18 protein-coding genes and 1 pseudogene are annotated in these 22,539 nt (G+C 54.7%); 10 read left to right on the forward strand and 9 right to left on the reverse strand.

Going from position 1 to position 22,539, the window contains the following annotated elements; genetic code table 11:
- Positions 1 to 64: 64 nt before the first annotated feature.
- Positions 65 to 607: pseudogene (locus ENI00_RS09335) on the reverse strand (enoyl-CoA hydratase-related protein); the annotation flags it as partial.
- Between the two features lie 341 nt (positions 608 to 948).
- Between ENI00_RS09335 and ENI00_RS09340 the strand changes: the two are divergent.
- Complete coding sequence (locus ENI00_RS09340) at positions 949 to 1,539, forward strand: phenylacetic acid degradation protein PaaY (RefSeq protein WP_304101536.1); 591 nt, start codon at positions 949 to 951, stop codon at positions 1,537 to 1,539.
- 21 nt (positions 1,540 to 1,560) lie between these two features.
- Here ENI00_RS09340 and ENI00_RS09345 read toward each other — a convergent pair whose 3' ends face one another.
- Genes ENI00_RS09345 through ENI00_RS09355 form a run of 3 tightly spaced genes read right to left on the reverse strand, consistent with a single transcriptional unit; the run spans position 1,561 to position 7,886 of the window.
- Entirely contained in the window at positions 1,561 to 3,753 is a 2,193-nt protein-coding gene (locus ENI00_RS09345) for an EAL domain-containing response regulator (protein ID WP_304101537.1), read from the reverse strand.
- Complete coding sequence (locus ENI00_RS09350) at positions 3,734 to 4,645, reverse strand: diguanylate cyclase domain-containing protein (RefSeq protein ID WP_304101538.1); 912 nt, start codon at positions 4,643 to 4,645, stop codon at positions 3,734 to 3,736. Before ENI00_RS09350 ends, ENI00_RS09345 begins: the two co-directional genes overlap by 20 nt.
- A complete protein-coding gene (locus tag ENI00_RS09355) occupies positions 4,632 to 7,886 on the reverse strand; it encodes a CHASE domain-containing protein (protein ID WP_304101539.1) in 3,255 nt (1,084 codons plus the stop codon). The genes ENI00_RS09350 and ENI00_RS09355 overlap by 14 nt, the downstream gene beginning before the upstream one ends.
- Before the next feature lie 195 nt (positions 7,887 to 8,081).
- Between ENI00_RS09355 and ENI00_RS09360 the strand changes: the two genes are divergently transcribed.
- Positions 8,082 to 8,318, forward strand: coding sequence for a hypothetical protein (locus tag ENI00_RS09360; RefSeq protein WP_304101540.1), 237 nt, complete (start codon positions 8,082 to 8,084; stop codon positions 8,316 to 8,318).
- 11 nt (positions 8,319 to 8,329) lie between these two features.
- Here ENI00_RS09360 and ENI00_RS09365 read toward each other — a convergent pair whose 3' ends face one another.
- From ENI00_RS09365 to ENI00_RS09385, 5 genes are all read right to left on the reverse strand, one after another.
- The gene (locus tag ENI00_RS09365) at positions 8,330 to 9,517 is read right to left on the reverse strand and encodes a CynX/NimT family MFS transporter (RefSeq protein ID WP_304101541.1); all 1,188 of its coding nucleotides are present in this window, start codon (positions 9,515 to 9,517) and stop codon (positions 8,330 to 8,332) included.
- 13 nt (positions 9,518 to 9,530) lie between these two features.
- Positions 9,531 to 10,841: a TRAP transporter large permease gene (locus ENI00_RS09370; RefSeq protein ID WP_304101542.1), complete on the reverse strand. Its 1,311-nt coding sequence runs from the start codon at positions 10,839 to 10,841 to the stop codon at positions 9,531 to 9,533.
- On the reverse strand, positions 10,838 to 11,383 hold the full coding sequence (locus tag ENI00_RS09375; RefSeq protein WP_304101543.1) for a TRAP transporter small permease subunit: 546 nt from the start codon (positions 11,381 to 11,383) through the stop codon (positions 10,838 to 10,840). Before ENI00_RS09375 ends, ENI00_RS09370 begins: the two co-directional genes overlap by 4 nt.
- Positions 11,384 to 11,472: 89 nt before the next feature.
- Complete coding sequence (dctP, locus tag ENI00_RS09380) at positions 11,473 to 12,519, reverse strand: TRAP transporter substrate-binding protein DctP (RefSeq protein WP_304101544.1); 1,047 nt, start codon at positions 12,517 to 12,519, stop codon at positions 11,473 to 11,475.
- Between the two features lie 207 nt (positions 12,520 to 12,726).
- Entirely contained in the window at positions 12,727 to 14,382 is a 1,656-nt protein-coding gene (locus tag ENI00_RS09385) for a class I adenylate-forming enzyme family protein (RefSeq protein ID WP_304101545.1), read from the reverse strand.
- 165 nt (positions 14,383 to 14,547) lie between these two features.
- Here ENI00_RS09385 and ENI00_RS09390 point away from each other — a divergent pair, with 165 nt between their 5' ends.
- The 8 genes from ENI00_RS09390 (at position 14,548) to ENI00_RS09425 (ending at position 22,526) form a co-directional block, all read left to right on the forward strand.
- The gene (locus ENI00_RS09390) at positions 14,548 to 15,342 is read left to right on the forward strand and encodes an SDR family NAD(P)-dependent oxidoreductase (protein WP_304101546.1); all 795 of its coding nucleotides are present in this window, start codon (positions 14,548 to 14,550) and stop codon (positions 15,340 to 15,342) included.
- A complete protein-coding gene (locus ENI00_RS09395) occupies positions 15,342 to 15,782 on the forward strand; it encodes a PaaI family thioesterase (protein ID WP_304101547.1) in 441 nt (146 codons plus the stop codon). Before ENI00_RS09390 ends, ENI00_RS09395 begins: the two co-directional genes overlap by 1 nt.
- A gap of 77 nt (positions 15,783 to 15,859) precedes the next feature.
- Complete coding sequence (locus ENI00_RS09400) at positions 15,860 to 17,062, forward strand: acyl-CoA dehydrogenase family protein (protein ID WP_304101548.1); 1,203 nt, start codon at positions 15,860 to 15,862, stop codon at positions 17,060 to 17,062.
- 31 nt (positions 17,063 to 17,093) lie between these two features.
- Positions 17,094 to 17,861, forward strand: coding sequence for an SDR family NAD(P)-dependent oxidoreductase (locus tag ENI00_RS09405; protein WP_304101549.1), 768 nt, complete (start codon positions 17,094 to 17,096; stop codon positions 17,859 to 17,861).
- A gap of 172 nt (positions 17,862 to 18,033) precedes the next feature.
- On the forward strand, positions 18,034 to 19,098 hold the full coding sequence (locus tag ENI00_RS09410) for a phosphotransferase (RefSeq protein WP_304101550.1): 1,065 nt from the start codon (positions 18,034 to 18,036) through the stop codon (positions 19,096 to 19,098).
- Between the two features lie 8 nt (positions 19,099 to 19,106).
- Positions 19,107 to 19,886 (forward strand): 5'/3'-nucleotidase SurE, encoded by a 780-nt coding sequence (surE, locus tag ENI00_RS09415; protein WP_304101561.1) that lies wholly within the window; start codon positions 19,107 to 19,109, stop codon positions 19,884 to 19,886.
- A 25-nt stretch (positions 19,887 to 19,911) separates the two neighbouring features.
- Complete coding sequence (locus ENI00_RS09420; protein WP_304101562.1) at positions 19,912 to 21,594, forward strand: long-chain fatty acid--CoA ligase; 1,683 nt, start codon at positions 19,912 to 19,914, stop codon at positions 21,592 to 21,594.
- Positions 21,591 to 22,526: a ketopantoate reductase family protein gene (locus tag ENI00_RS09425; protein WP_304101551.1), complete on the forward strand. Its 936-nt coding sequence runs from the start codon at positions 21,591 to 21,593 to the stop codon at positions 22,524 to 22,526. Before ENI00_RS09420 ends, ENI00_RS09425 begins: the two co-directional genes overlap by 4 nt.
- The last annotated feature ends 13 nt before the right edge of the window (positions 22,527 to 22,539 follow it).

Below are 22,539 nucleotides of genomic sequence, written 5' to 3' on the forward strand. Positions count from 1 at the left end.
CGGACCTGGGTTTCTCCATCGAGACTTACTACAACCCGTTGCTGCAGAGTATTCGAGACCTGCCCATGCCGGTTATTTGCGCCTTCTCGGCGCTCAGCTTGTCACCCAATAAGGCCAGGCCTTTTGCGCGGGCCATTCCTACTGCGCGCGGTAGGGTCCAGGTGCCGCCCGAATCGGGAATAAGGCCAATCTTGCAGAAGGCCTGAACAAAGTTTGCAGACTTCGCCGCAATTGTGATGTCGCAGACCAGCGCGATGTTGGCGCCGGCGCCAGCTGCAACGCCGTTCACCGCGCAAATAACCGGCATGGGCAGGTCTCGAATACTCTGCAGCAACGGGTTGTAGTAAGTCTCGATGGAGAAACCCAGGTCCGGCGCTTCGTCGCCGGGCTTGACGCTGCGATCTGACAGGTCCTGACCGGCACAGAAACCCCGGCCGTTGCCGGTAAGCAGCATGACTCGCACGGTGTGATCGTTGCGGATGGTATTCAGCGCGGCACGCATTTGCTCATGCATTTCAACGTTAAAGCTATTGAGGCTTTTAGGGCGATTCAGGGTAACTTTTGCAATCCCCTGGTCGATATCAAGAAGCACACTCTGCTCGGTCATGAAAGAATCCTTGTAGTTTAATGATGCGGCGACTTGATGCGGATTAGGGTGGCTTCCGCTGGGCGGTACCCCCTCATTGATTTATCAAAAGAGTATAAGGTTGAATTGATACCGGTCAAGAATCTGAAACCAAATTTTTGTATCACGTTATTATGAAATCAAGTTATTCGTCTGTAGATTTATGATTTATATGGTTATTTATTTTGTTAACCTTTAGTCTTAGGTCGTAACGGAAGAGCCCGGGCCGGGCCTTTCCACACTGCGAACCGCGCACTATCTGTTCCGATACAGAAAAAGTAGCTTAAGATACGAAAGAACAAACACGTTATAAGGAGCGTTTTATGCCTTGTTACCGGATTGATGGTGTGACGCCGGTGGTGCATCCATCGGCATACGTGCACCCCACCGCTGTGCTCATTGGCGATGTGCACGTTGGGCCGGATTGCTACGTTGGGCCCTGCGCGTCTTTACGGGGTGATTTTGGTCGTATTGTGATGAAGCAGGGGGCCAACCTGCAGGACACCTGCGTTGTTCACGCGTTTCCCGGGCGCGATGCGATTATCCGGCGCAACGGCCACATAGGGCACGGCGCGGTGCTTCACGGCTGCGTGATTGAAGACGACGCCATGGTGGGGATGAACGCCGTAATAATGGATGAAGCTGTGATTGCTGCGCGGTCCATTGTGGGCGCGGCCGCCTTTGTGAAAAGCGGCTTCAGTTGTGAGCCTGCCTCGCTCATCGTGGGGTCGCCCGCCAAGGTGCTGCGCCAACTGAGTGAGAAAGAGGTTGGCTGGAAGCGACGCGGCACTGAGGAGTATCAGGCGCTTACACGGCGGTGCCTGGCGAATATGCGGGAATGCTCGCCGCTGACCGAAGTGGACGCTGATCGGCCGACGCTGCAGATTGGCAAGCACGATCTGAAGGACCAGTGATGAATCCATTGTCTCGATGGTTCAACTCGTATCGTGTTTGGCCAGAGACTCCAGGAAAACCTCGATAGGCTGTGGAACCCCAAAAAAATACCCTTGCAGATGTACGTTGGGGTGTCGTGAGGACAGGAAGTGTGCATGCGCCTCGGCCTCCACGCCCTCGGCAACAACGCGGACTCCGATGGTTTCGCCAATCCGCACGACCATCTCAACGATATTGGCAGCCATGGGGTTATTTGGCGCTGACAGCATAAAACTCTTGTCGATCTTAACCTCGGATATTGGCAGGCGCTGTAACCGTGACAACGAAGAATAGCCTGTTCCAAAATCATCCAATGAAAAAGTGCAGCCGAGGCTTCGGATGGCCTCCATTTTCTCCACAACTGTGTCCAGGTCGTTAGCTGACACGCTTTCTGTCAGCTCGAGTGTCAGCAGTTCTGAGGGGAATCCGGAGGCTATGACAGCATTTGTCACCGTCTCCACAAAGTCGTCTTCTGCGAAGTGCTTTGCGGAGATATTCACAGCGCACATCAGGGTTGGATTGATATGATGCAGCTCACGCATTTTTTCAAGCGTTTTGCGCAAGACCCAGCGTTCGATTTTTACGATTTGCCGGGAATTTTCCGCATGAGGGATAAACTCATCCGGGCCCAGCAGGCCGCGCTCGGGATGATGCCATCGAATCAGGATTTCCAGCCCGTATAGAATCCTGTCTGGTGAAAGTTGAGGCTGTGCGTAAAGTACCAGCTGATCCTGTTCAATAGCTTGGTTGAGCTCTGATTCAATCTGTAACTGGTGGCGAATTTTTTCGCTCATCGAATCTTCAAAAATGGCGATTGGCCGGTTAGCTACCTTGGCACTGCGATGAGCGGTTTCAGCGTGTTGAAGCGCGGAAGAGGGTGAGTCTGAACTTTCCGTGGGGCACAGGGCCGCACCAACGGTTACCTCAAGACGCAGACCAGGGTTGTTCCCATACTGGATGGGTTCGGTCAGCGTGTTCTGGATGCGATTGTAGAGCGCGAGAATAACCCGGTAGGCATCATCTATGCTCCACTGTTTAGGGGCCAGGACGATGCCAAACTCGTCACCTGAAAGTCTGGCTATGGAGTCGTCTGAGAAAACTGCAGCCCGAAGGCGCCTGGCAAATTCCTTGATTACCTGGTCGCCACATTTGAAACCATAGGTTTCATTGATATATCGAAAGTTGTCGATATCAACAACAAGAACGGCGGTGGACACGTTTCCATGATTGCAGAACTTCAGCACTGTAACCAACTGATTCAGGAAAAGAGCCCGGTTCGGCAGTCCGGTAACAGGGTCGCGCCACGTCAGTTCTTCTAATCGCTGTTCTGTCTCTTTGACGCCGGAGATATCATTGAAAACCGAAATATAGTGTGTGATTTCACCATTTTTTGAGCGGATTGTACTGAGTGTGCGCAGTTCGGGGTAAGGCTGACCGGATTTCCGACGATTATAAAGCTCTCCAGTCCAATGGTCGTGCTTAGCCAGATGAGCAAGGATGTTTTCCGGGCATGCCAGATTATCAGGATGCTGGTTCAGCGAGGCATAACTGACGTTGAGTACATCTTTTCCGGAATATCCCGTAATGCGGGAGAACGCGGCGTTAACCGCGACAATTTTGCAGTGAGCATCCAGTAGGACGATGCCCTCCGAGGTGGCCATGAAGACGCTCTCGAAAAGGCCTGTGTCTGGCTTGCCTGCGTTGCCAAGTAGCTCAATCCGTTTTTTTAGATTCTGATTAAGCGCGATCATGTGATCAAGCATTCCGCTCAGGGAAATGTGTGTGCGCACTCTGGCCCGGACGGCAGCCAGGCGAATCGGCTTGTGGATATAGTCCACAGCACCGGCTTCAAACCCCCTCTCTTCTGATTTCAGATCGCTCAGGGCGGTAATGAATATAACCGGTATATGCTGTAAATCGGGTCGGGCCTTCAGATTGCGGCACATCTGCAGGCCATCTGTTCCGGGCATCATTATATCCAACAGAATAAGGTGAGGTTTGTCGCCTTGCTCCAGAATATCCATGGCTTCGGAGGCATTGGTTGCAATAATCAGATCGTAGTCCCGGCTAAGCGCATCGGTCAGAACGCGAACGTTCGTGGGCTCATCATCGACAATCAGAATTTTCGGGCTGCAGGCCGACTTTAAATCAACCGGCCCATCCTGCCTGGATAAATCAAGGTAAGGGTCTGACACAGTTGCGCCCTCCATCTTCCTTGGCCTCATAAAGACTCTTGTCCGCAGCGGCAATTAATTCGGCAGTATTGGAATGAGATGATGGCTGAGTTGCTGCGCAGCCTATAGACAGGGTGAAGGGTGTGTAGGTTTTTGCGAAATTCAGGCAGTTCTGGAGCTCTGTCTGCACGGCATGGGCAAGGTTGTTTGCGACCGTTATTGTGTTGCGCAAGTCGGCTCCGGGGATGAGTGCGGCAAACTCATCACCACCAAGGCGAGCAACGACCTCTCCGGCTCTTACAAAGCATGTGTTCATGGCCGTTGCGAGTTTTTGCAGGCACAGGTCGCCCTGGGCATGTCCATACTGATCGTTAATCTTTTTGAAGTGATCCAGGTCGATAAGCACCAGGCCAACTGAGCAGTCCTGGCGCCTGGCGCGCCGCCATTCGAGATCAAGCTGCTGATTGAACAGGCGTCGATTACCAATGCCGGTTAGTGGATCGGTCAATGCAGCCGCTGCCAGCATGTCTGTTTTACGTTTCAGATCAATAAATGTGGATACTTTGGCGCTTAGTATGGTTTTGTTGAATGGCTTCAGTACGTAGTCTGTTGCGCCGTGCCGGAAAGCCTCTTCGATATCCTGTATTTTATCAGACGCTGAAATGCAGATTGCCGGTACGTAGGCATACAATTCAGAAGCTCTCAGTTCGTTCAGAAAATCGAGCCCCGAACCATCGGGCAGGTATAGATCGAGAAGCACGATATCTATTTCTTCAGACAAGAGCCGCCTTGCTTCCGCAAGGCTCTGGCTAATGACCAATTCGCAAGCGTCGCCCAGAATGCCAGCCAAACTGGCAATACCGACGGGGTCATCTTCAACGATTAGCACTATGGGCGCTCTATTTACTTCCATCAGACTGGCTACCCTGGCTTTTGGATTTGATCTTCGCAAGCAGATTGATTGCCTGTTCAAATTTATAAGTTTCAAGTGCTTGGGCTAACTGGGATGCTAGAATGGTCTCGCCGTTCTCCCGCAGAAATTGCAGCACCTGATCGATATCGCTATCCCTCGCAATACGATTACTACCCAACCGTTGTGTCATTCGCGCAATGATGTGGCTGATTGGCTCTCGTCGGGCACTATCAGTCAGCCTTGGTGTTTCGTCAATAAACGTCATTTCCGAGAGTTGACGGACGTGTTCTGTCAGTGTGGTCAGAAGCGTTTCCGTACCGAGCGCAGACTCTCCAGTGTCTATGGCCTTTTCAACCTGCGCTGAAATGCGCACCAACTCGGTATCGGCAATATTGGCTGCAGCACCTTTTATTTTGTGGGCAACTGCTTTGGTCATTTTCGGATCATTGAGAAGCCGGCAGTTTTCGATTTCAGCCGTCATTTGTGTTGAGCTGGCCACAAAGCTGCGCACGCAACGATTAAAAAGGCTGGGATCGGCTCCGAACATTTCCTGGTAAACAGAGTGTGAAATGAAATCCGGCAGGCCGGGCTGATGGGCTTGCTCGGGGCCGTCTGTATTATTGTTAGAGTCGGGCACTGGTTGTGTCATCACATGCTCTTTGAAAAAAGCCTGCAGCAGCCTCTGAATATCTCCGGGAAGAACGGGCTTGGTGAGGTAATCATCCATGCCTACGGCGTAAGAGCTGCTGCGATCATGTTCCGATATCGAGGCCGAAAGCGCGGCTATAACCGGCTGTTTTATGTCCTCCCGGCTACGAATCTGCGCGACAATATCCTGCCCGGTTTCACCGTCCAGATGCAGGTCCATAAGAACAAGATCAAACGATTGGGTTTCAAGCTGATGCATGGCTTGAGCTCCGTTATGGACAGACTTCGAGTCCACCCCAAAGGAGTTTAGATAGCTTGCGACGATTTCGCAATTAAGATGCACGTCATCAACGATCAGCACTCTCAGATTTTGAAACAAAGAGCGGGGAGTGGATATAACGGTGTGTTCGTCGAGCTGCTGCGGCGCCAACTGATCAAAAAGCTTGGAGGGGGTTAGTGGTTCAAATGCCACACGCCCGCCAGCGTTCTGATATTCAATCATCCAGTCGCGCTTGAGCCCAGCGGGGACGATTATCAGCAGACGAGTCAGCGGGTATCGTTCCGGCACAACCAATAGCTCCTGGACGAGCGTTTTTATGACCTCTGTTCCGATATTTTCCATATCGATGATAATCATTGAGGGCATCGCGCCTTCGTTAATCTGTGTTTCTGCCAATACGGATTTGATCTGTTGCAGGTCCGGGATTGGTGTCAATTCCAATGACCAATGCTCGCGATAAGCCTCCAGCAAAGAGAGGTTATGGTCGAGGCCGTGGTGATAGACCCGCATAGGACTGGAAACATGGCGAGTGCCGATGTTTTTTTCGTTCTCTGCCAGCGCAACAGGAATCAGGAGCGTGAACTTGGATCCCTCATTTTCAGCGCTTTCCAGCGTAAGAGTTGCTTTCATCAATTGTGCAAGATGGCTGCTGATGGCGAGGCCAAGGCCCGACCCACCAAAAACGCGACTGGTGGATTCATCAGCCTGGCGGAAGTTTTCAAAGACACGTTGCTGGTCTTCTTCCCTGATACCGATACCGGTATCTTTTATCGTAATTTTTAGCGTTCCGTGAGTGTCGTCGATTCTGCAAAACCCGATACTGACACTCACGCTGCCTTCGTGGGTAAACTTAATCGCGTTCCCGACCAGATTGCTACAAATTTGGGAGATTCGCAGAAGATCACCTGTTACATAGCGGGGAGTGGAAGGTGCAATGTTAACGCGCAGTTTCAGCCCTTTCTCTTCAGCAACGATCGCAAATAACTCAACGCTTCGCTGGACCAGCGACTCAATTTCAAATGGCTGATAATCCAGTTCAATATGATCCGCTTCGATTCTGGACAGATCGAGTATATCGTTCAGCAATTGTAGTAATATTTCCGATGCGAAAAATGCCTTGTTCACCAGTCGGTGGGAGTAATCGTTTAGCTGTGCTTCTTTCAAGAGCACTAGCATACCGATAACAGCGTTCATGGGTGTGCGGATTTCGTGACTCATATTTGCCAGGAAGGCCGTTTTCACCTTGACCGCAGATTCGGCCTCCTGTTTCTGCATTTTCAGTTCAGCAGTTTTCTCGATAACCTCCTGCTCGGCCCGCCGCTTTGCGTTCGATAGCAGGAGGAACGCGGTCAGAATCAATCCGTTGATAATCAGACCACCTATAAGAATGGCTGCAGGTTGCCTGCTGACATTGTACTTTTCAAAAAGTTGTGTTGACTGCACATCAAATGTCCATTCCCGGCCATATATACCCAGAGAGTAAGAGGCTTGGAACATAGGTGAGGTGTCGTAGTTGCGCTCTGCCGTTTGACGGAACTCGCTGTACAGCTCGTGTTCACCATCACTGATGCGAAAATGCAGCAGCCGGTTGCTATTCGCCAGAGTGCCTTCCATCAGCCGGGAAACGATAAACGGTGCATACACAAGGCCCAGGAAAGTTGCTTCCTTGTTTTCTTGTTGCAGAACTTTCGAAGTGCGATAGAAGGGGTGAAAAAACAGAAAGCCCGGCTTTTTTTCGTCGTCCTGCACCAGGGCTATGGGGCCGGTGATCTGCGTCTCACCTGTACGCATCGCTTTTTGAGCAGCCGTGAAACGGTTTGATTCATGGGCCATATCAAGGCCAATGGCGGCTTCGTTTCCGGCTAACGGTTCAAGATAGGTGATCGGCCAAAAATCCGTTCCTGTGTGAAGAGGGTGAACTCGGAAGTCTGGACGTTCTTGTCGCTGTTTTGCAACATAGGATTCGAGACTGCTTTCCGGCACCCTTTTAATAACGCCAATCCCGCTCACTCCAGGCAATCGATCTTGCACAGCAAGTGACTCTGCGAAGCGCTGCCATTGAGTGAGTGAGACGTCACCGTCGTTGGCGCGGATGTTGCCAACACCGGCAAGCAGGGCAAACTCGTATTTTTGCATCCGATCCATCAGCAGCGTATTGAGTTGCTGAACCCTCTGATCAAACTGATCTTTAGCTCTGGCATCGGCAATTTGCGCAGAAATTTGCCAGGCTGTGATGGTCAACAACAAGGAAAGACCGATGACTATCCAGTGCAACTTTGTTATCTGAGCCGCAGCCACCCGGAGTTTTACCATATACTGGTCTTGCCTCAATGATGGATTCATGCACTTTAAATCAGACTAGCCGAGATTGAGCAAAAGTTATAACTTGACGGTAAGTTACCGCGAATCGAGAGCGCGAGTGGGGCGGTAGTTTTCGATTCATGCGTTAATCAGGTGAGGTACTATTATGACGTTTTATTTATAGCAGTGTGGAATAAAAGGATGATTATGAATCCTGACGAATGGCCGGCTATTCTGGACGTGATTCCGGATGCGCGCGACGGCCTGACCCGCACGGAGCGGCTTATTCTGTACCTGGTGCATCAGAACCAGGAGGAGCGGAACGGCCGCAACGTTCCCACCGTTATGCTGTATGGCCGGGTTCTGGAATACGTTGATATGAGCGAGGCGGAGCTGCACGTTTACCTCGACCGGTTGGGTGTCAGAGGCGATGGCACGCCATAGGAAACGTCGGATCAGTCATCCAGCACATAGAGCCTGCGGCCTGCGCCGAGGCCAGCTACGATCGCCCCGATGCCAATAACGCTGAGGAAAATACCCGCAACGTTCCAGCTATCGAAGCGCTCATGCAGAACACCCACCAATAGCGGCCCCAGGGCTGCCATAGTGTAACCAACGCTCTGCGCCATCCCCGACAAGCGCGCGGCGGTGTCTGCATCGCGCGCTCTCACCGCAAGTAAAGTAAGTGCGATGCTGAACGAGCCACCCTGGCCCAGACCGAGCACGATTACCCACAGCCAGATTCCTTCAATGGGCGCGTAAATACTGCCGGCAATTCCGGTGAGTGTGGCCACCATGACCAGCACCACCATGGCTCGCTGGTCGCGCATATGGCTGGCTATCCATGGGGCCGCAATGGCTGTTGGCACCTGCACAAGAATCGATACCGACACTGCCAGCCCGGCGTTAACCGGTTCAATGCCCCGGTCTTGCAGGATGGTCGGTAACCAGCCAAATACCGTGTAGGCCAATGAGGACTGCAGCCCCATATAGAAGGCAATCTGCCAGGCCAGCTTGTCTTTGAAAAGAGACTTCTTCGGGGCGTTGGGTGTCTTGGGGGTTTGCTTGCCATCAAGCTGAAGCCACCAGGCGACTGCGGCGATAACGGCAGGAATGGCCCAGAATGCCAAGGCGGGCTGCCAGGCGCTGTCAAACGCCATGCGCAGAGGTTCAGTCGCTCCGGCCGCGATTGACGCGCCGGTGCACAGCACGGCGGTATAGATGCCGGTCATCAGGCTTGCTGACTCGGGGAAGTCGCGTTTCACAATGCCTGGTAAAAGAACACTCATCACGCCAATGCAGCCGCCGGCCACCGCCGTACCCAAGAATAGGCCACTCACTCCAAAGTAAGGTCGCACAATCATTGCCACGCCCAGAATAATGAGGGCGACCAGTACGGCCCGCTCCATGCCGAGCTTGCGCGCGGCGCGCGGCGCCAGTGGTGCCGCCAGGCCCAAAAGCAACACGGGCAGCGTTGTGAGCACACCCTGGCCGATGGATGACAGCGACAGACTGTCACCAATGGTTTTCAGAATGGGCCCGACACTGGTGAGTGCCGGGCGCAGGTTGAGGGCAACCAGCATCATGCCCACGAACATGAACAGGGCATTTCGGGTTTTTTTCGTGCTGGTTTTGTTCGTCATAAATTAACGCGTGCTAGAAAAACACGCCCGGCAGCCAAGTAGCGATTTCTGGAAAGACCATGATGATGCCAATGGCCAGTATCTCGATGATCACGAACGGTACCACGGAGGTGTAAATATCCTTCATGGTAATGTTCGGTGGTACGACCCCTTTCAGATAGAACAGGTTAAATCCAAAGGGTGGCGTTTTATAGCCGATTTCCATGTTGATCACAAACAGGATACCGAACCACACCGGATCAAAACCGAGAGATTTCACGATAGGCATGAATACCGGCAATGTGATCAGCATAATGCCAACCGGGTCGAGCACCATGGCCAGGAAGAAGATGATCACCATCATCGCAATGATGATGCCCCAAGGGCCGCCTGGAATGTGCTGCATCAAGCCCTCTATAAGGTCCTGTGCGCCCATGCTCTGGTACGCCGCACTGAAGGCGTGCGCGGCAAACAGAATCCACATGATCATGCCCGTGAGCTTGAACGTGCGGATCGCCGCTTCCTGAAGAATACTCCACTTGAGTTGGCGATAAACCGCAGCCGAAATCAGCGAGCCCAGAACGCCCATGGCGGCGGCTTCCGTGGGCGTGGTAATGCCACCGATAATGGAGCCGAGCACCATGATCACAACGCCAATGGGCAGCAGCACGGCTCTTAACGCACGGAGTTTCTCAGGCCAAGTGCCACGTTCCTCTGGAGGCAGGGCTGGTGCCAGGTGCGGCTGGAGGGTAGAGCGTACGAGGATGTAAATAACGGTCATAACCATCAGCAGAACGCCCGGCATGATGCCGGCAGCAAACATCTGGCCTACGGATACACCGGTAATAAGCGCGTAGAGAATCATCAGAATGCTGGGTGGGATCAGAATGCCCCAGCCGCCGCCGGTATTGATAACGCCCAGGGCCATTTTACGATCATAGCCCCGTTCCAGCATGGAGGGCAGTGCAATGGTTCCCATCGCAACAACCGCGGCGCCACTGATGCCAACCATGGCCGCAAATACGGCGCAGATAACCAGGGTTCCGATAGCCAGGCCACCGCGCAAGCCGCCAAACCACAGGTGCATCATGCGGTACAGATCCTTTGCGACGCCGGTTCGTTCCAACACCATGGCCATGAAAACAAACAGCGGTATGGCCACCAGGGTAAAGCTGCCCATGGTGCCCCAGATCTGCGAGGCCACCATGTAGAAGGAATCAAATCCCCAGGTGAAATAGAGGAAAATCACTGAAACGCCGCCCAGAACAAAGGCCAGCGGCAAACCCAGTATCAGAAAGAACAGGAGCGAGCCAAAAAACAGCAGCGTCAGGATTTCAATACTCATGAGTGCTCTCCTTCAGAGGCGCTCTCATCCGGGCGCTGATAATCCAGATCGAATGCAATGGCGATGTCTTCAAGGAGTTTTGCAAGCCCCTGTAAAACCAGCAAACCGGTGCCAATGGGGATGGCAAGCTTGACCGGCCAGACTGGCGGGTTCCAGGCTGAATAGGTGGTCTCCCAGCTTGCGATGGATTCGCTGGCCATATCAATGCCGAACCACAGCAGCGCAAGCGTAAACGTGAAAAATATCAGTGAGGTGAAAATATCCATAAACGCCCGTTTGCGAGGCGATAGCTGCGAGTGCAGCAGGTCGACGTTAACGTGGCCACGATGAGCCATGATGTAGCCTCCGGACATGACCGCATAAACGCCGAACAGCATTTGGGTAAGCTCGTTGGTCCAGACGGTGGGTGCGTTCAGCAGGTAACGGAAACCCACCTCCAGCAACAGGAACGCGAACATGGCGAATATGAGCAGGGCTATCCAGCGCCCGACAAAGTCATTGAGGCGAGTAACGCCACTTATGAATGCGGTCAGCACGCTCATGGCGTTCTCCAGAGGATGTTGGGTTCTTCAGGGATAAAAAGGCCGGAGGTCAAAGACTCCGGCCTTTTTGACTTATCCGCTTTCGCGGCTTAGAGGTAGCCGAGCTCGGCCAGGTAGCCTTTCAGCATATCCAGCGCCTTTTGGGCGTTGGGGCTGCGCTTGCCTTCTTCGTCCCAGCTTGCCTGTGCGGCTTTTACCAGCTTGTCCTGAACGTCATCTGGCATTACGTTCACCTGCACACCTTGCTCGGCGATAACCTTGGCCAGAGTGACGCGCTCCTTGTAAAGGTACTCGTTGGTGCGCACCCAGAATTGCTCATCAAGCGCATCCTTGACGATCTTCTGCATGTCTTCCGGCAGCTTGTTCATCGCCTTCATGCTGACAATGATGACGTCCGTGCCCGCAATGTTCAGTGCCGGTTTCACGTGGTACTTGGCCACTTCATACAGCGCCATGCTGGAGGCACCTTGAGCGGCACCCCAGTGAGCGCCGTCAACGATGCCGGAATCCAGTGCCGAGTAGAGCTCGCTGCCTGGAATATAAGAGGCTGCTGCACCCGCTTCGGTCAGGAACTTTTGCAGAACGCCAGACGAGCGAATCTTCAGGCTGGTGAAATCTTCCCAGCTGTTGATCGGCTTTTTGACCACCATTTCGGTGGGGTAAACCTTGTCGGTTGCCCAGTAAACGTCGTGTTCCGCAGCTTCATCGCGAAGCATCTGCTCAAAACCCATGCCTTTATGGAAGTAGGCGGCTTCCCACACGTTACGGAACGCAAAGGGCAGGCCGGAGGCGATACCGGCAAGTGATACCTTATCCTGAGCGTAGGCTGGAGAGATCGTGCCCATTTCCAGAATGCCACGGCTTACCGCATTAAAGGTTTCCTGAGCTTTGAACAAAGCGCCTGCTTCATAGAGCTTCAGCTTCAGGCGCCCGTCGGTGCGTTCGTCGAGTACGCGCTGCAACCTTACCAGGCTGTCAGTATAGGAACTGCTGGCGCCAGGCCAGTGGGACTGCACTTTCCAGGTAAACGTTTCCTGGGCTGCAGCGGGCGCTGCGCACAGGGCGGCGGAAACCCCGATTGTCAGGGCTGACGCGTAAACTGTGAGGGTCTTGCGTGTTTTGGCGAAGAGATTCATGACGTTGCCTCGTTCGTTGTTGTAATGATGTGGCTTGTTGTTTCACTGTGCAGAACTGACGATTGCAGGGTGAATTATTGTTTTCTGAATCTATCACAAGATAAGGCTTTTGCAATAGGATGTTTTGAGTGTAGACCGTAGAATATTTCTAAAAGGATAGTCCAATGATCGACAGCCATCAGGATCAAGGCGTACTTCAGCTCGTTATTAATCGCCCCGAAAAGAAAAATGCGCTGACGCGGGCAATGTATCAGCAATTGAGTGATGCCGTAATCCGTGCCAATAGGGCGCGCGCAATTCCCGCTTCAGGATTTTGCCGATGGTTGAGCGGGGTAGCTCATCCCGAAGCTCAATAGCCGAGATGCGCTGGCTTTTGCCTAGCTGGTTGTTGGCCCATTCGAGTATCCCGGCGGCGGAACCCTGGTGCCCGGGTTTGAGTACGATCAGGCCCAGCGGGGTTTCGCCCCACTGCTCGCTTGGAACGCCAATCACCGCCGCGTCGTCGACCGCAGGATGTGCCAGCAGCGCCTTTTCAAGATCGACCGCGTAGATATTAAATCCGCCGGAAATAATCATGTCCTTGCGGCGATCGAGAATAAAGATAAAGCCGTCTTCGTCTATTCGCCCCATATCCCCGCTGCGAAAGAATGCATCGCCTTCCGGGCTTTCCCACAGCATCTCCCGGGTTTGCTCTGGCCGGTTTACGTAGCCCCGCATCATGGAAATGGCTCGGCCAACCAGCTCGCCGGTCTCGCCTTGGGGAAGTTCATGGCCATCATCGTCGATGACGCGCACTTCCGCGCCTTCCGTTGGAATGCCTACCGAGCTCCATTTATCCGGGTGCGCAGCGCAGTCAAGGCTGGTTGATATGCCGCCCTCGGTCAGACCGTAAACTTCCCGTATGTTGCCGGGCCAGCGGGCCATAGCATCGGCGATCACGTCGGGTCTCAGGGGCGCGCTGGTGCACAGTTTCAGCTTGAAACCCGAGAGGTCAAAGCGATCGAATTCCGGTTCCGCCAGAATTCTCTGGTACTGCACCGGCACCAGCATGGCGTGGGTTGTGCGGTGTTTTTCGGCCAGTTCCAGAAACCGTCGGGCGTCGAACTTTGCCATAACGACCAAAGTGCCACCGTGAAACAGCGTAGGCAGCACCGAAACCAGTGTGGTGTTGGAGTACAGCGGCGTAGAGACCAGATTAACGGCGTCGGCATCCAGTCCATAACGGCTCATGCGCTCCATCTGCCGCTGGCGGAATCGGTAATCGTGAAGGATGCCCTTTGGGGTGCCTGTCGTTCCGGAGCTGTAGATAATGTTGAAGCCGTCGTCCAGCGTGACGTCTGCGGGGCGCGCCTCGGTTGGGGCACCGCCGAGCCAGTCACTCAGGGTCTGCCCAATCCCTTCGCTATCGTCATCCAGAGAAATAATCCGGTCGGCCGGCAGGTCTTCCAGTCCGGGCCGAAAGCCTTGAAGGAGCTCTCGATTTTTCTGCGACACAAACAGGAACCGTGCGCTGCAATCGGACAGCATCAGCTGCAGTGTTTCAGCGCTGGCCATGCCTGACAGCGGCACCATGCAGCCACCGGCGGTCAGCACGCCAAGATACAGAGCGACATAGTCAACGCTGTTCTCTGACAGTGCTGCAACAGAGTCGCCGTGCTGCAGGCCCGCCGCCCTGAGGCGGTTGGCGATTTGGTTGGTCTGATTCAGCAGGCCCCGCCAGTTCAAAGAGCCTTGTTCACTGATAACGGCGGGGTGATTCGCGCGGGTGGTTGCAAACCCCTGTATCCGGTGGCCGATGGCCTCCATGGATTCGTTGGGAGTTGTGGGCGCGTACACCGGCATTTCGATCACGTTATTTTTCATTTTAGTGCCTTATGCTGCTATGGTGTTTTGACTAGTGAAATTTACTTCCGATTATATTGACTCAAAAGCGGAAGGCATGACAAATTAATGCGAAAGCAAAATCGCCAGCGCAATATTAAGGCCCGCAAGAATAGAACCTGAGACACAAGAACAAGGAGCAGCGGCATGAAGCGTTTTGATGGTCGGGTGGCGATTGTCACCGGAGCCGGCAGTGGTATTGGTCGGGCGACCGCGTTACGGCTGGCGCGTGAGGGCGCCCAAGTGGTTATGGCTGACACGTCGGAATCCGGCCTGGTTGAAACCGGAAACCTGATGCCCGAGAACGCTGAACATCGCCGCCGCCTCGTCAACGTTGCTGATGAAGCTCAGGTAAAAGACCTGGTAAGCGAGGCTATTAGCGCGTTCGGGAAAATCGATATCCTCTGTAACATCGCGGGTATTGCCAGCACAGGCAAAGGCCACCCGCCGGTAACCGCCAACGAGCGAGGCGAGTGGGATCAGGTGCTGTCGGTAAATCTGGTGGGCACCATGCTACTCATCAAGCATGTTGCACCTCACATGCAGGCGCGCAAACTCGGGTCTATTGTGAACACCGCCTCGGTTGCGGGTATCCGCTCCGGCGCTGGAGGCAATGCGTACAGCGCCTCCAAGGCGGGAGTCATTAATCTGACCATGACGGCGGCGTGTGATCTTGGTGATGACAACGTTCGCGTGAACGCCGTTTGCCCGGGCCTGGTCGAAACCGGTATGACAAGAGCGGTATTTGACTACGCCCGCGCTAATGAAAAAGCCCACAAACTGGGCGCTCGCTGCGAACTGCGCCGTTACGGCGACCCGGAAGAGATCGCAGCGGCCATCCTGTTTTTTGCCAGTGACGACGCCAGTTACATCACCGGGCAGGCGCTGCCGGTGGATGGCGGCAATACCGCCTCTTTGAACCTGCCAGGAATGAAAGTGTAATGAGTAAGCAAGAATTGCCTTATGTGGATGGTTCCGAACTGCCGGGCTTTCATAGCCTGCTTGGCTACCGCCAGGCTTTGTGGGAGGAAAACGAAGCGGTTATAGAGCTGGAATTGCAGCCAAGGCACCTGAACCTCGGTGGCGTCATTCACGGTGGCGTGCTGACGTCACTGCTCGATATTGCCATGGCCCAGGCGGGCACACACTGTCCTTATCCGGGACGGATGCGCAAAGCCATCACCTTGTCTCTGACCACCACGTTCACCGGTCAATGCTCCAGCGGCATCATTCGCGTGACGGGCCGCAAGCGGGCCGGCGGTACGCGCATTTTTAACAGCACCGGTGAGGTTCACGACGATAAGGGCAATCTGCTTGCCATCGCCGAAGCCACCTTCCGGATACGGTCAGGCAGCGACAAGCCCGAAGGCGTTCCTATCTGATTGTGTGTTCACAAAACAGAATCCGGGCCAGCTGAAAGGCCGCTCATCGAATCGATATCAATAAAAAGGAAGCCGACATGTTCGAGTTGTCTGACAAAGCAAAAAAACTGCAGGTGCAGTTGAACGAGTTCATGGATGCGTACATTTATCCCAACGAGCACACGCATCACGAACAGATTGAACAGGCCCAGAACCGCTGGGCACCGGTTCCGATCATCGAGGAACTCAAAGCGAAAGCGCGGGCCGAGGGCCTCTGGAACCTGTTCCTGCCAGAGAGCGATCTGGGTGCAGGCCTGACCAACTTTGAATACGCCCATCTTTGCGAAATCATGGGTCGCTCTGAAATGGCGCCGGAGGTGTTCAATTGTTCCGCACCGGATACCGGCAACATGGAAACCATCGCCCGGTATGGCAATGAAGAACAGCAGGAGCAGTGGTTGAAACCGTTGCTGGCAGGCGAAATTCGTTCCTGTTTCTCCATGACAGAACCCGACGTTGCGTCCTCTGATGCCACCAATATTGCCTGCGAGATCCGTCGTGAGGGCGATGAGTATGTGATCAACGGCAAAAAGTGGTGGTCCTCAGGTGCCATGACCACCACGTCCAAAATTGCCATCGTCATGGGCAAAACCGATCCCACCGCGCCCAAGCACCAGCAGCAGTCGATGATTCTGGTGCCGTTGGATGCCCCCGGCGTAAAACTGATTCGGTCTTTGAAGGTGTTTGGATACGATCATGCGCCCCACGGCCACGCCGAGATTCATTACGAAAACGTGCGGGTGCCCGTTAGCAACATGTTGCTTGGCGAGGGGCGTGGTTTTGAAATCGCCCAGGGGCGTCTTGGGCCAGGCCGCATTCACCATTGCATGCGCACCATTGGCGTTGCTGAGCGCGCGCTGGAAATGATGTGCAAGCGCGCAAACGAGCGCGAAGCGTTTGGCCAGCCATTGTCCAGCTTCGACTCTATCCGCAAGGACATCGCCCGCAGCCGCATCGAGATTGAGCAGGCGCGGCTGTTAACGCTGAAAGCGGCACACATGATGGATACCGTGGGGAACAAGGTGGCCCGTCAGGAAATCGCCATGATCAAGGTGATTGCGCCAAGCATGGCGTTGAAGGTGCTCGACCGTGCCATTCAGGTGCACGGTGGGGCGGGCGTGAGCCAGGACACTTTCCTCGCCTCAGCCTGGGCCAAGGTTCGCACATTGCGATTGGCAGATGGCCCGGATGAGGTGCATCTGGATTCCGTCGCCAAAATCGAACTGCGCCAGTACCGATAATCAGACCGAAACCTTTGAGGAGGCGCGAGTTATGAATAACCCACTTTTTGATATGACCGGCAAGGTGGCCCTGATCACAGGTTCCACCAAAGGCATCGGCCGTTCAATCGCCGAAGAAATGGCCCGGTTGGGCGCAAAAGTTGTAATCTCCAGCCGCAAGGCCGACGCCTGTGAGCAGGTTGCGAATGAGCTGAAAGCGCAAGGTTACGAGGCCATGGCCATACCCTGCCACGTGGGTAAAAAAGACGATCTGCAGAACCTGGTGAATAGAACCAACGAAGCCTGGGGCACTATCGACGTGCTCGTCTGCAACGCTGCCACCAACCCGGTTTACGGCCCAACCTCCGAAATGACCGACGAGGCCTGGGACAAGATTATGGACACCAACGTTAAAGGTTCTTTCTGGCTCACCAATATGGTGCTGCCGCAGATGGCAGAGAAAGGCGAGGGCGCCGTTGTGATGCTGTCCAGCATCGCCGGAATCCGCGGTAACACCACGATCGGTACCTACGGTGTATCCAAGGCGGCCGAGGCGGCCCTGGCCCGGAATCTTGCAGTTGAATGGGGCCCGAAGGGTATTCGCATCAACAGCATCGCCCCGGGCCTGATTAAAACCGACTTTGCCCGAACACTCTGGGAAGATCCGGTGCGCGTTAAACGCGCCGAAGACAAAACCCCGCTAAGACGAATCGGCGACCCGGTCGATATCGCCGGCCTGGCCGTATTTTTATCAACCAAAGCGAGTGCTTACATAACCGGCCAAACCATAGTCGCCGACGGCGGCGAAACTATTTGTTGAGACGGGGCCTCGCGATTGGTGGTTAGGCCGGCGGGTGGTGTGTCTTTCTTCCGGGAAAAAGAACTCGCTGCGCTCAGACACCTTTGTTCCCTGCAGAAAGACACACCACCCGCCGTCCGCCGACCTTTTGCAGGCGGCGGCATTTCAAGATTAAAAAAGGCTAGGGCGAATCATGAGTATGAAGCCGGAATTGGTGGAGGTTCTGCCAGCACACAAATTTGACGAAGCCAGGCTCCTGTCATGGCTTCAGCAAGCAATGCCAAACTTCGGTAACCGTCTTGAAGTAAAACAGTTTCAGGGTGGTCAGTCGAATCCTACGTTCCTGTTGGAAACCGACGGCGGCCGTTATGTTCTGCGGAAAAAACCACCAGGAAAAACTCTGCCCTCCGCCCACATGGTCGAGCGAGAGTACAAGGTAATCCAGGCACTTTCAGACAACACCGGTTTTCCGGTGCCCAAGGCCAGAGTCCTGTGTGAAGACAGCGAGATCATTGGTACGCCCTTCTACGTGATGGACTTTCTGGAGGGCCGCATCGTCAGCCATTCCGCTTTGCGAGAGCTGGATCGTCAGGAAAGGCTGCCTGCTCACCACTGTGCCATCGATACACTCGCACAACTACACTCTGTTGACGTGAATGCCGTTGGCCTGGGTGATTACGGCCGGCCGGAAGGCTACGTGGCGCGTCAGGTTTCACGCTGGACCAAGCAGTATCTTGCGGCCAAAACCGACGACATGCCCGCCATGGACAAACTCATGGCGTGGCTGCCCGAAAATCTACCGTCCACCGATGAATGCGCGATTGCTCACGGTGACTACCGTTTCGGCAACCTGATGCTGGCGCCAGACAAGCCCGAGGTGATCGCGGTGCTGGACTGGGAGCTCTCAACGCTCGGGCACCCGCTGGCGGACTTGGCTTATTATTGCCTGCCCTATCATTTGCCGTTCGATATGCCGGGCATGCGCGGACTGCTGGGGGAAGATCTGGGCGCACTGGGTATACCGAGTGAGCAGGAAGCCATCGCTCGCTATTGCGCCAAAACAGGCCGCGAGGGCATTACAGACTGGCATGTGTACCTTGCGTTTTCGCTGTTCCGACTGGCGTCTATCGTTCAGGGTGTCTACAAGCGCGCGCTGGACGGTAACGCCGCCAACGCCAACGCACTTGAGGTAGGCAAGCGCGCCAGCCTGTTGGCCGAAACCGGCTGGAAAATCGCCAGTGCAGGAGAGCAGACATGAGAGTTGACATGATGGCACCCATCGTTCGGCGCATCCTCATAACTAACGACGACGGCATTAACGCCCCGGGGTTGGCGAGGCTGGAAAAAATTGCCCGCAATCTGGCAGAAGAAGTGTGGATTGTTGCGCCGGAGCACGATCGCAGCGGCGCGGGCCAAAGTATTTCCATACACCATCCTTTACGAGTCTATGAAACCGGAGACAAACGCTATTCGGTTTCCGGCACTCCGGCCGACTGCGTGCTGTATTCTCTTGCTCATTGGTTTAATGAAACACCCCCCGACCTGGTGTTGTCCGGTGTCAATTGCGGTGCGAATATCAGCGATTCGGTGCAGTATTCGGGCACGGTAGGTGCGGTGCTCAGCGCCCAGCACATGAACATTCCCGCCATTGCCCTGAGCCAGGCCTTTTTGTCCCGGGAAGGCGTCGACTGGGCGCCCGTGGAGCGCTTCGGTGAAGCGATAATCCGTAGGCTGTGGCGGCCTGGCGAAACGCGGGCCTGGAACGTGAACTTTCCCGCCTGCGAGGCGGAAGACATTGTTGCTGCGCGCTGGTGCAAACAGTCCAGCGGTTCCATTCAGCAAGCCCGCCTGCAATCCGGTACAGACGCCCGCAACCTGCCTTACTGGTGGCTGGGTTTTGATCGCAGCTCCCGGCACATTGTTGCGCCGGATTCCGACGTGGCTGTGCTGAGAGGCAGGGCCATTGCCATCACTCCCCTGCGGCACGAAGGCTCCCTGCCCGGGGATACCAAAGAATTTGATTTGTCTGCCCTGCAGACAGACTGATTTAAACCTGGAGAGAACCATGTCCATGTTCACACGCCATTATGGGGTCTGGCCTAAAGAGTTGCCCAAGACCATGACTCTGCCGAAAACCAGTGTTTTCACCAATCTGGAAATATCGGCCCTACGCTATCCCGATCACACAGCCATCATCTTCTACGATGCCTTTATTACCTACCGTCGGCTGCTGGCGGAAGTGGAGGCCATGGCAGGTTACCTGCAGGCGCAGGGTGTGAAAAAAGGCGATCGGGTGCTGCTGTATATGCAGAACTCGCCGCAGTATGTGATTTCCTACTACGCCATTCTGCGGGCAGATGCGGTGGTAATCCCGATAAACCCCATGAACCGGGCCGCTGAGCTTGAACACTACATTGCGGATACGGGCGCGGCGTTATGCCTGGCGGGTCAGGAGTTGGTGGGTTACATCACGCCGCTACTGGCAACAACCGATCTGGAACACATTGTTGTGGCTTCCTACAGCACCTACATCAAGCCGGATACCGACCTGGATTTGCCGGCGGAAGTTGCAAGCCCGGCCTGGTCGGGCGATGTTCCGGGCCTGGTGAGCTGGGAAGCTGCCATGGCGGCGGGACTTAATCCTCAATTCAGCCTTCAGGAACACACCGCAGGCCCGCAAGATCTGGCCGTTATCCCCTACAGTTCCGGTACAACCGGTGCGCCCAAAGGCTGTATGCACACCCATCGCTCGGTGATGGCAACAGCGGTACACCGTGTGTTCTGGAACCTCAGCACCTCCGACAGCGTGCAACTGGCCACTCTGCCGTTTTTCCATGTCACCGGTATGACGGGCTCCATGAACGGGCCGATTTTTGCAGGTTCCACTTCGGTTATAATGACCCGCTGGGATCGCACCACGGCATCAAGGCTCATCGAGCGCTATAAGGTGACCGGCTGGACCAACATCGTCACCATGGCGGTGGACTTTCTTTCCAACCCGGACCTTGGCAAGTACAACCTCTCCAGCCTCAACATGATTGGTGGCGGAGGTGCAGCCATGCCCGGCGCCGTGGCGGAAAAGCTGAAAAAACTCACGGGCCTTAACTACATTGAAGGCTATGGTTTGTCAGAGACCATGGCCGCAACCCACATCAACCCCAACGCAAAGCCCAAGGCCCAGTGTCTGGGTATTCCCGTGTTTGATGTGGATAGCCGGATTATCGATGTTGAAACGTTGCAAGAGAAAGCACCGGGTGAAACCGGTGAGATTGTTTCGTTCGGCCCACAGGTCACCATCGGTTACTGGAATCGGCCGGCTGAAACCGATGCTGCGTTTGTTGAAATTGACGGCAAGCGTTTTTTCCGCACCGGAGATCTCGGGTATTACGACGAAGAAGGCTACTTCTTCATGGTTGATCGCATCAAACGGATGATCAACGCGTCTGGATTCAAGGTCTGGCCGTCGGAAGTTGAGGGCCTGATGTACCGGCACCCTGCCATTCATGAGGTGTGCATTATCTCAGCCCCGGATCCCAAGCGTGGTGAAACGGTGAAGGCCTGCATCGTGCTCACGCCTGAGGCCGAAGGCAGCACCAGCGTTGAGACGATTACCGTTTGGTGCAAAGAGCAGATGGCGGCCTATAAAGTACCGACTATTATCGAGTTTGTGAGCGCCTTGCCAAAATCCCCTACGGGTAAGTTGATGTGGCGAGCACTTCAGGAGGAAGAATGGAAAGGGAAGGACTTAACATGAGCGATAAACCCAGTATTCTGATTGTAGGTGCCGGCGCTATTGGCAGCTTTTACGGCGCCATTCTGAAGAAAGCCGGTTGCCCGGTCAGCACCGTGTTGCGTTCCGACTATAACGCCGTCAAGGCGCACGGCGTTCGCATCACGAGCCCGCTTGGAGACCTGTCCTACGAACCCGATCATGTATACCGTGACGGCGACTTGCCGGAAGAGACACCGGACTTTCTGATTCTGTGTGTGAAAGTTCTGCCCGGTGTGGATCGGGTTGCGCTGGTTGCGCCCTGGATGGGTGAGAAAACCCGCCTGGTGCTGATCGAAAACGGTCTGGATATCGAAAAGGAGCTGGCCGATGCCTACCCGGACAATCCGCTTATAAGCTGCCTGGCTTTTATCGCCGCAAGCCGCACAGAGTCCGGTGTGGTTGAGCACAAAGCCTACGGCAAGCTCGTAATGGGGCGTTATCCGGAAGGTATTGATGAAAGCTGCCGTGTGTTGTCTCAGCTGTTTATCGAGGGAGGTATCAAGATCGACCTGACCGAGCGTGTTGTAGGCGAGCGCTGGCGCAAGTGCCTCTGGAACACGCCGTTCAATCCTGTGTCTGTTATTGCCAACGGTGCAGATACCCTGACCATTCTGGATACGGCGGGGGGCGAAGATCTGATCCGGGATATGATGCGCGAGGTGATGGCCGTGGCTGCGGCAGAGGGCTATCCCATGGACGAGGCGCTGATCGATCAGAACATCGAGGGCACCCGGAAAATGCCGGCCTACAAGAACAGTATGGCGCTGGACTATCTGAACGATCGGCCGATTGAACGGGACGCCGTGTTGGGTAATGTGGTCGCCTTAGCCAAGCGCCACGGCATTGCAGTGCCGCACCTCAATACGGTGCTGGTCACTTTGAAGATGCGTGCGGCGCTGGAAGGGCGGGACTAGTATTGGAATAACG

The sequence above is a fragment of the Marinobacter antarcticus genome (assembly GCF_011049865.1).
GTDB lineage: Bacteria > Pseudomonadota > Gammaproteobacteria > Pseudomonadales > Oleiphilaceae > Marinobacter > Marinobacter antarcticus_A.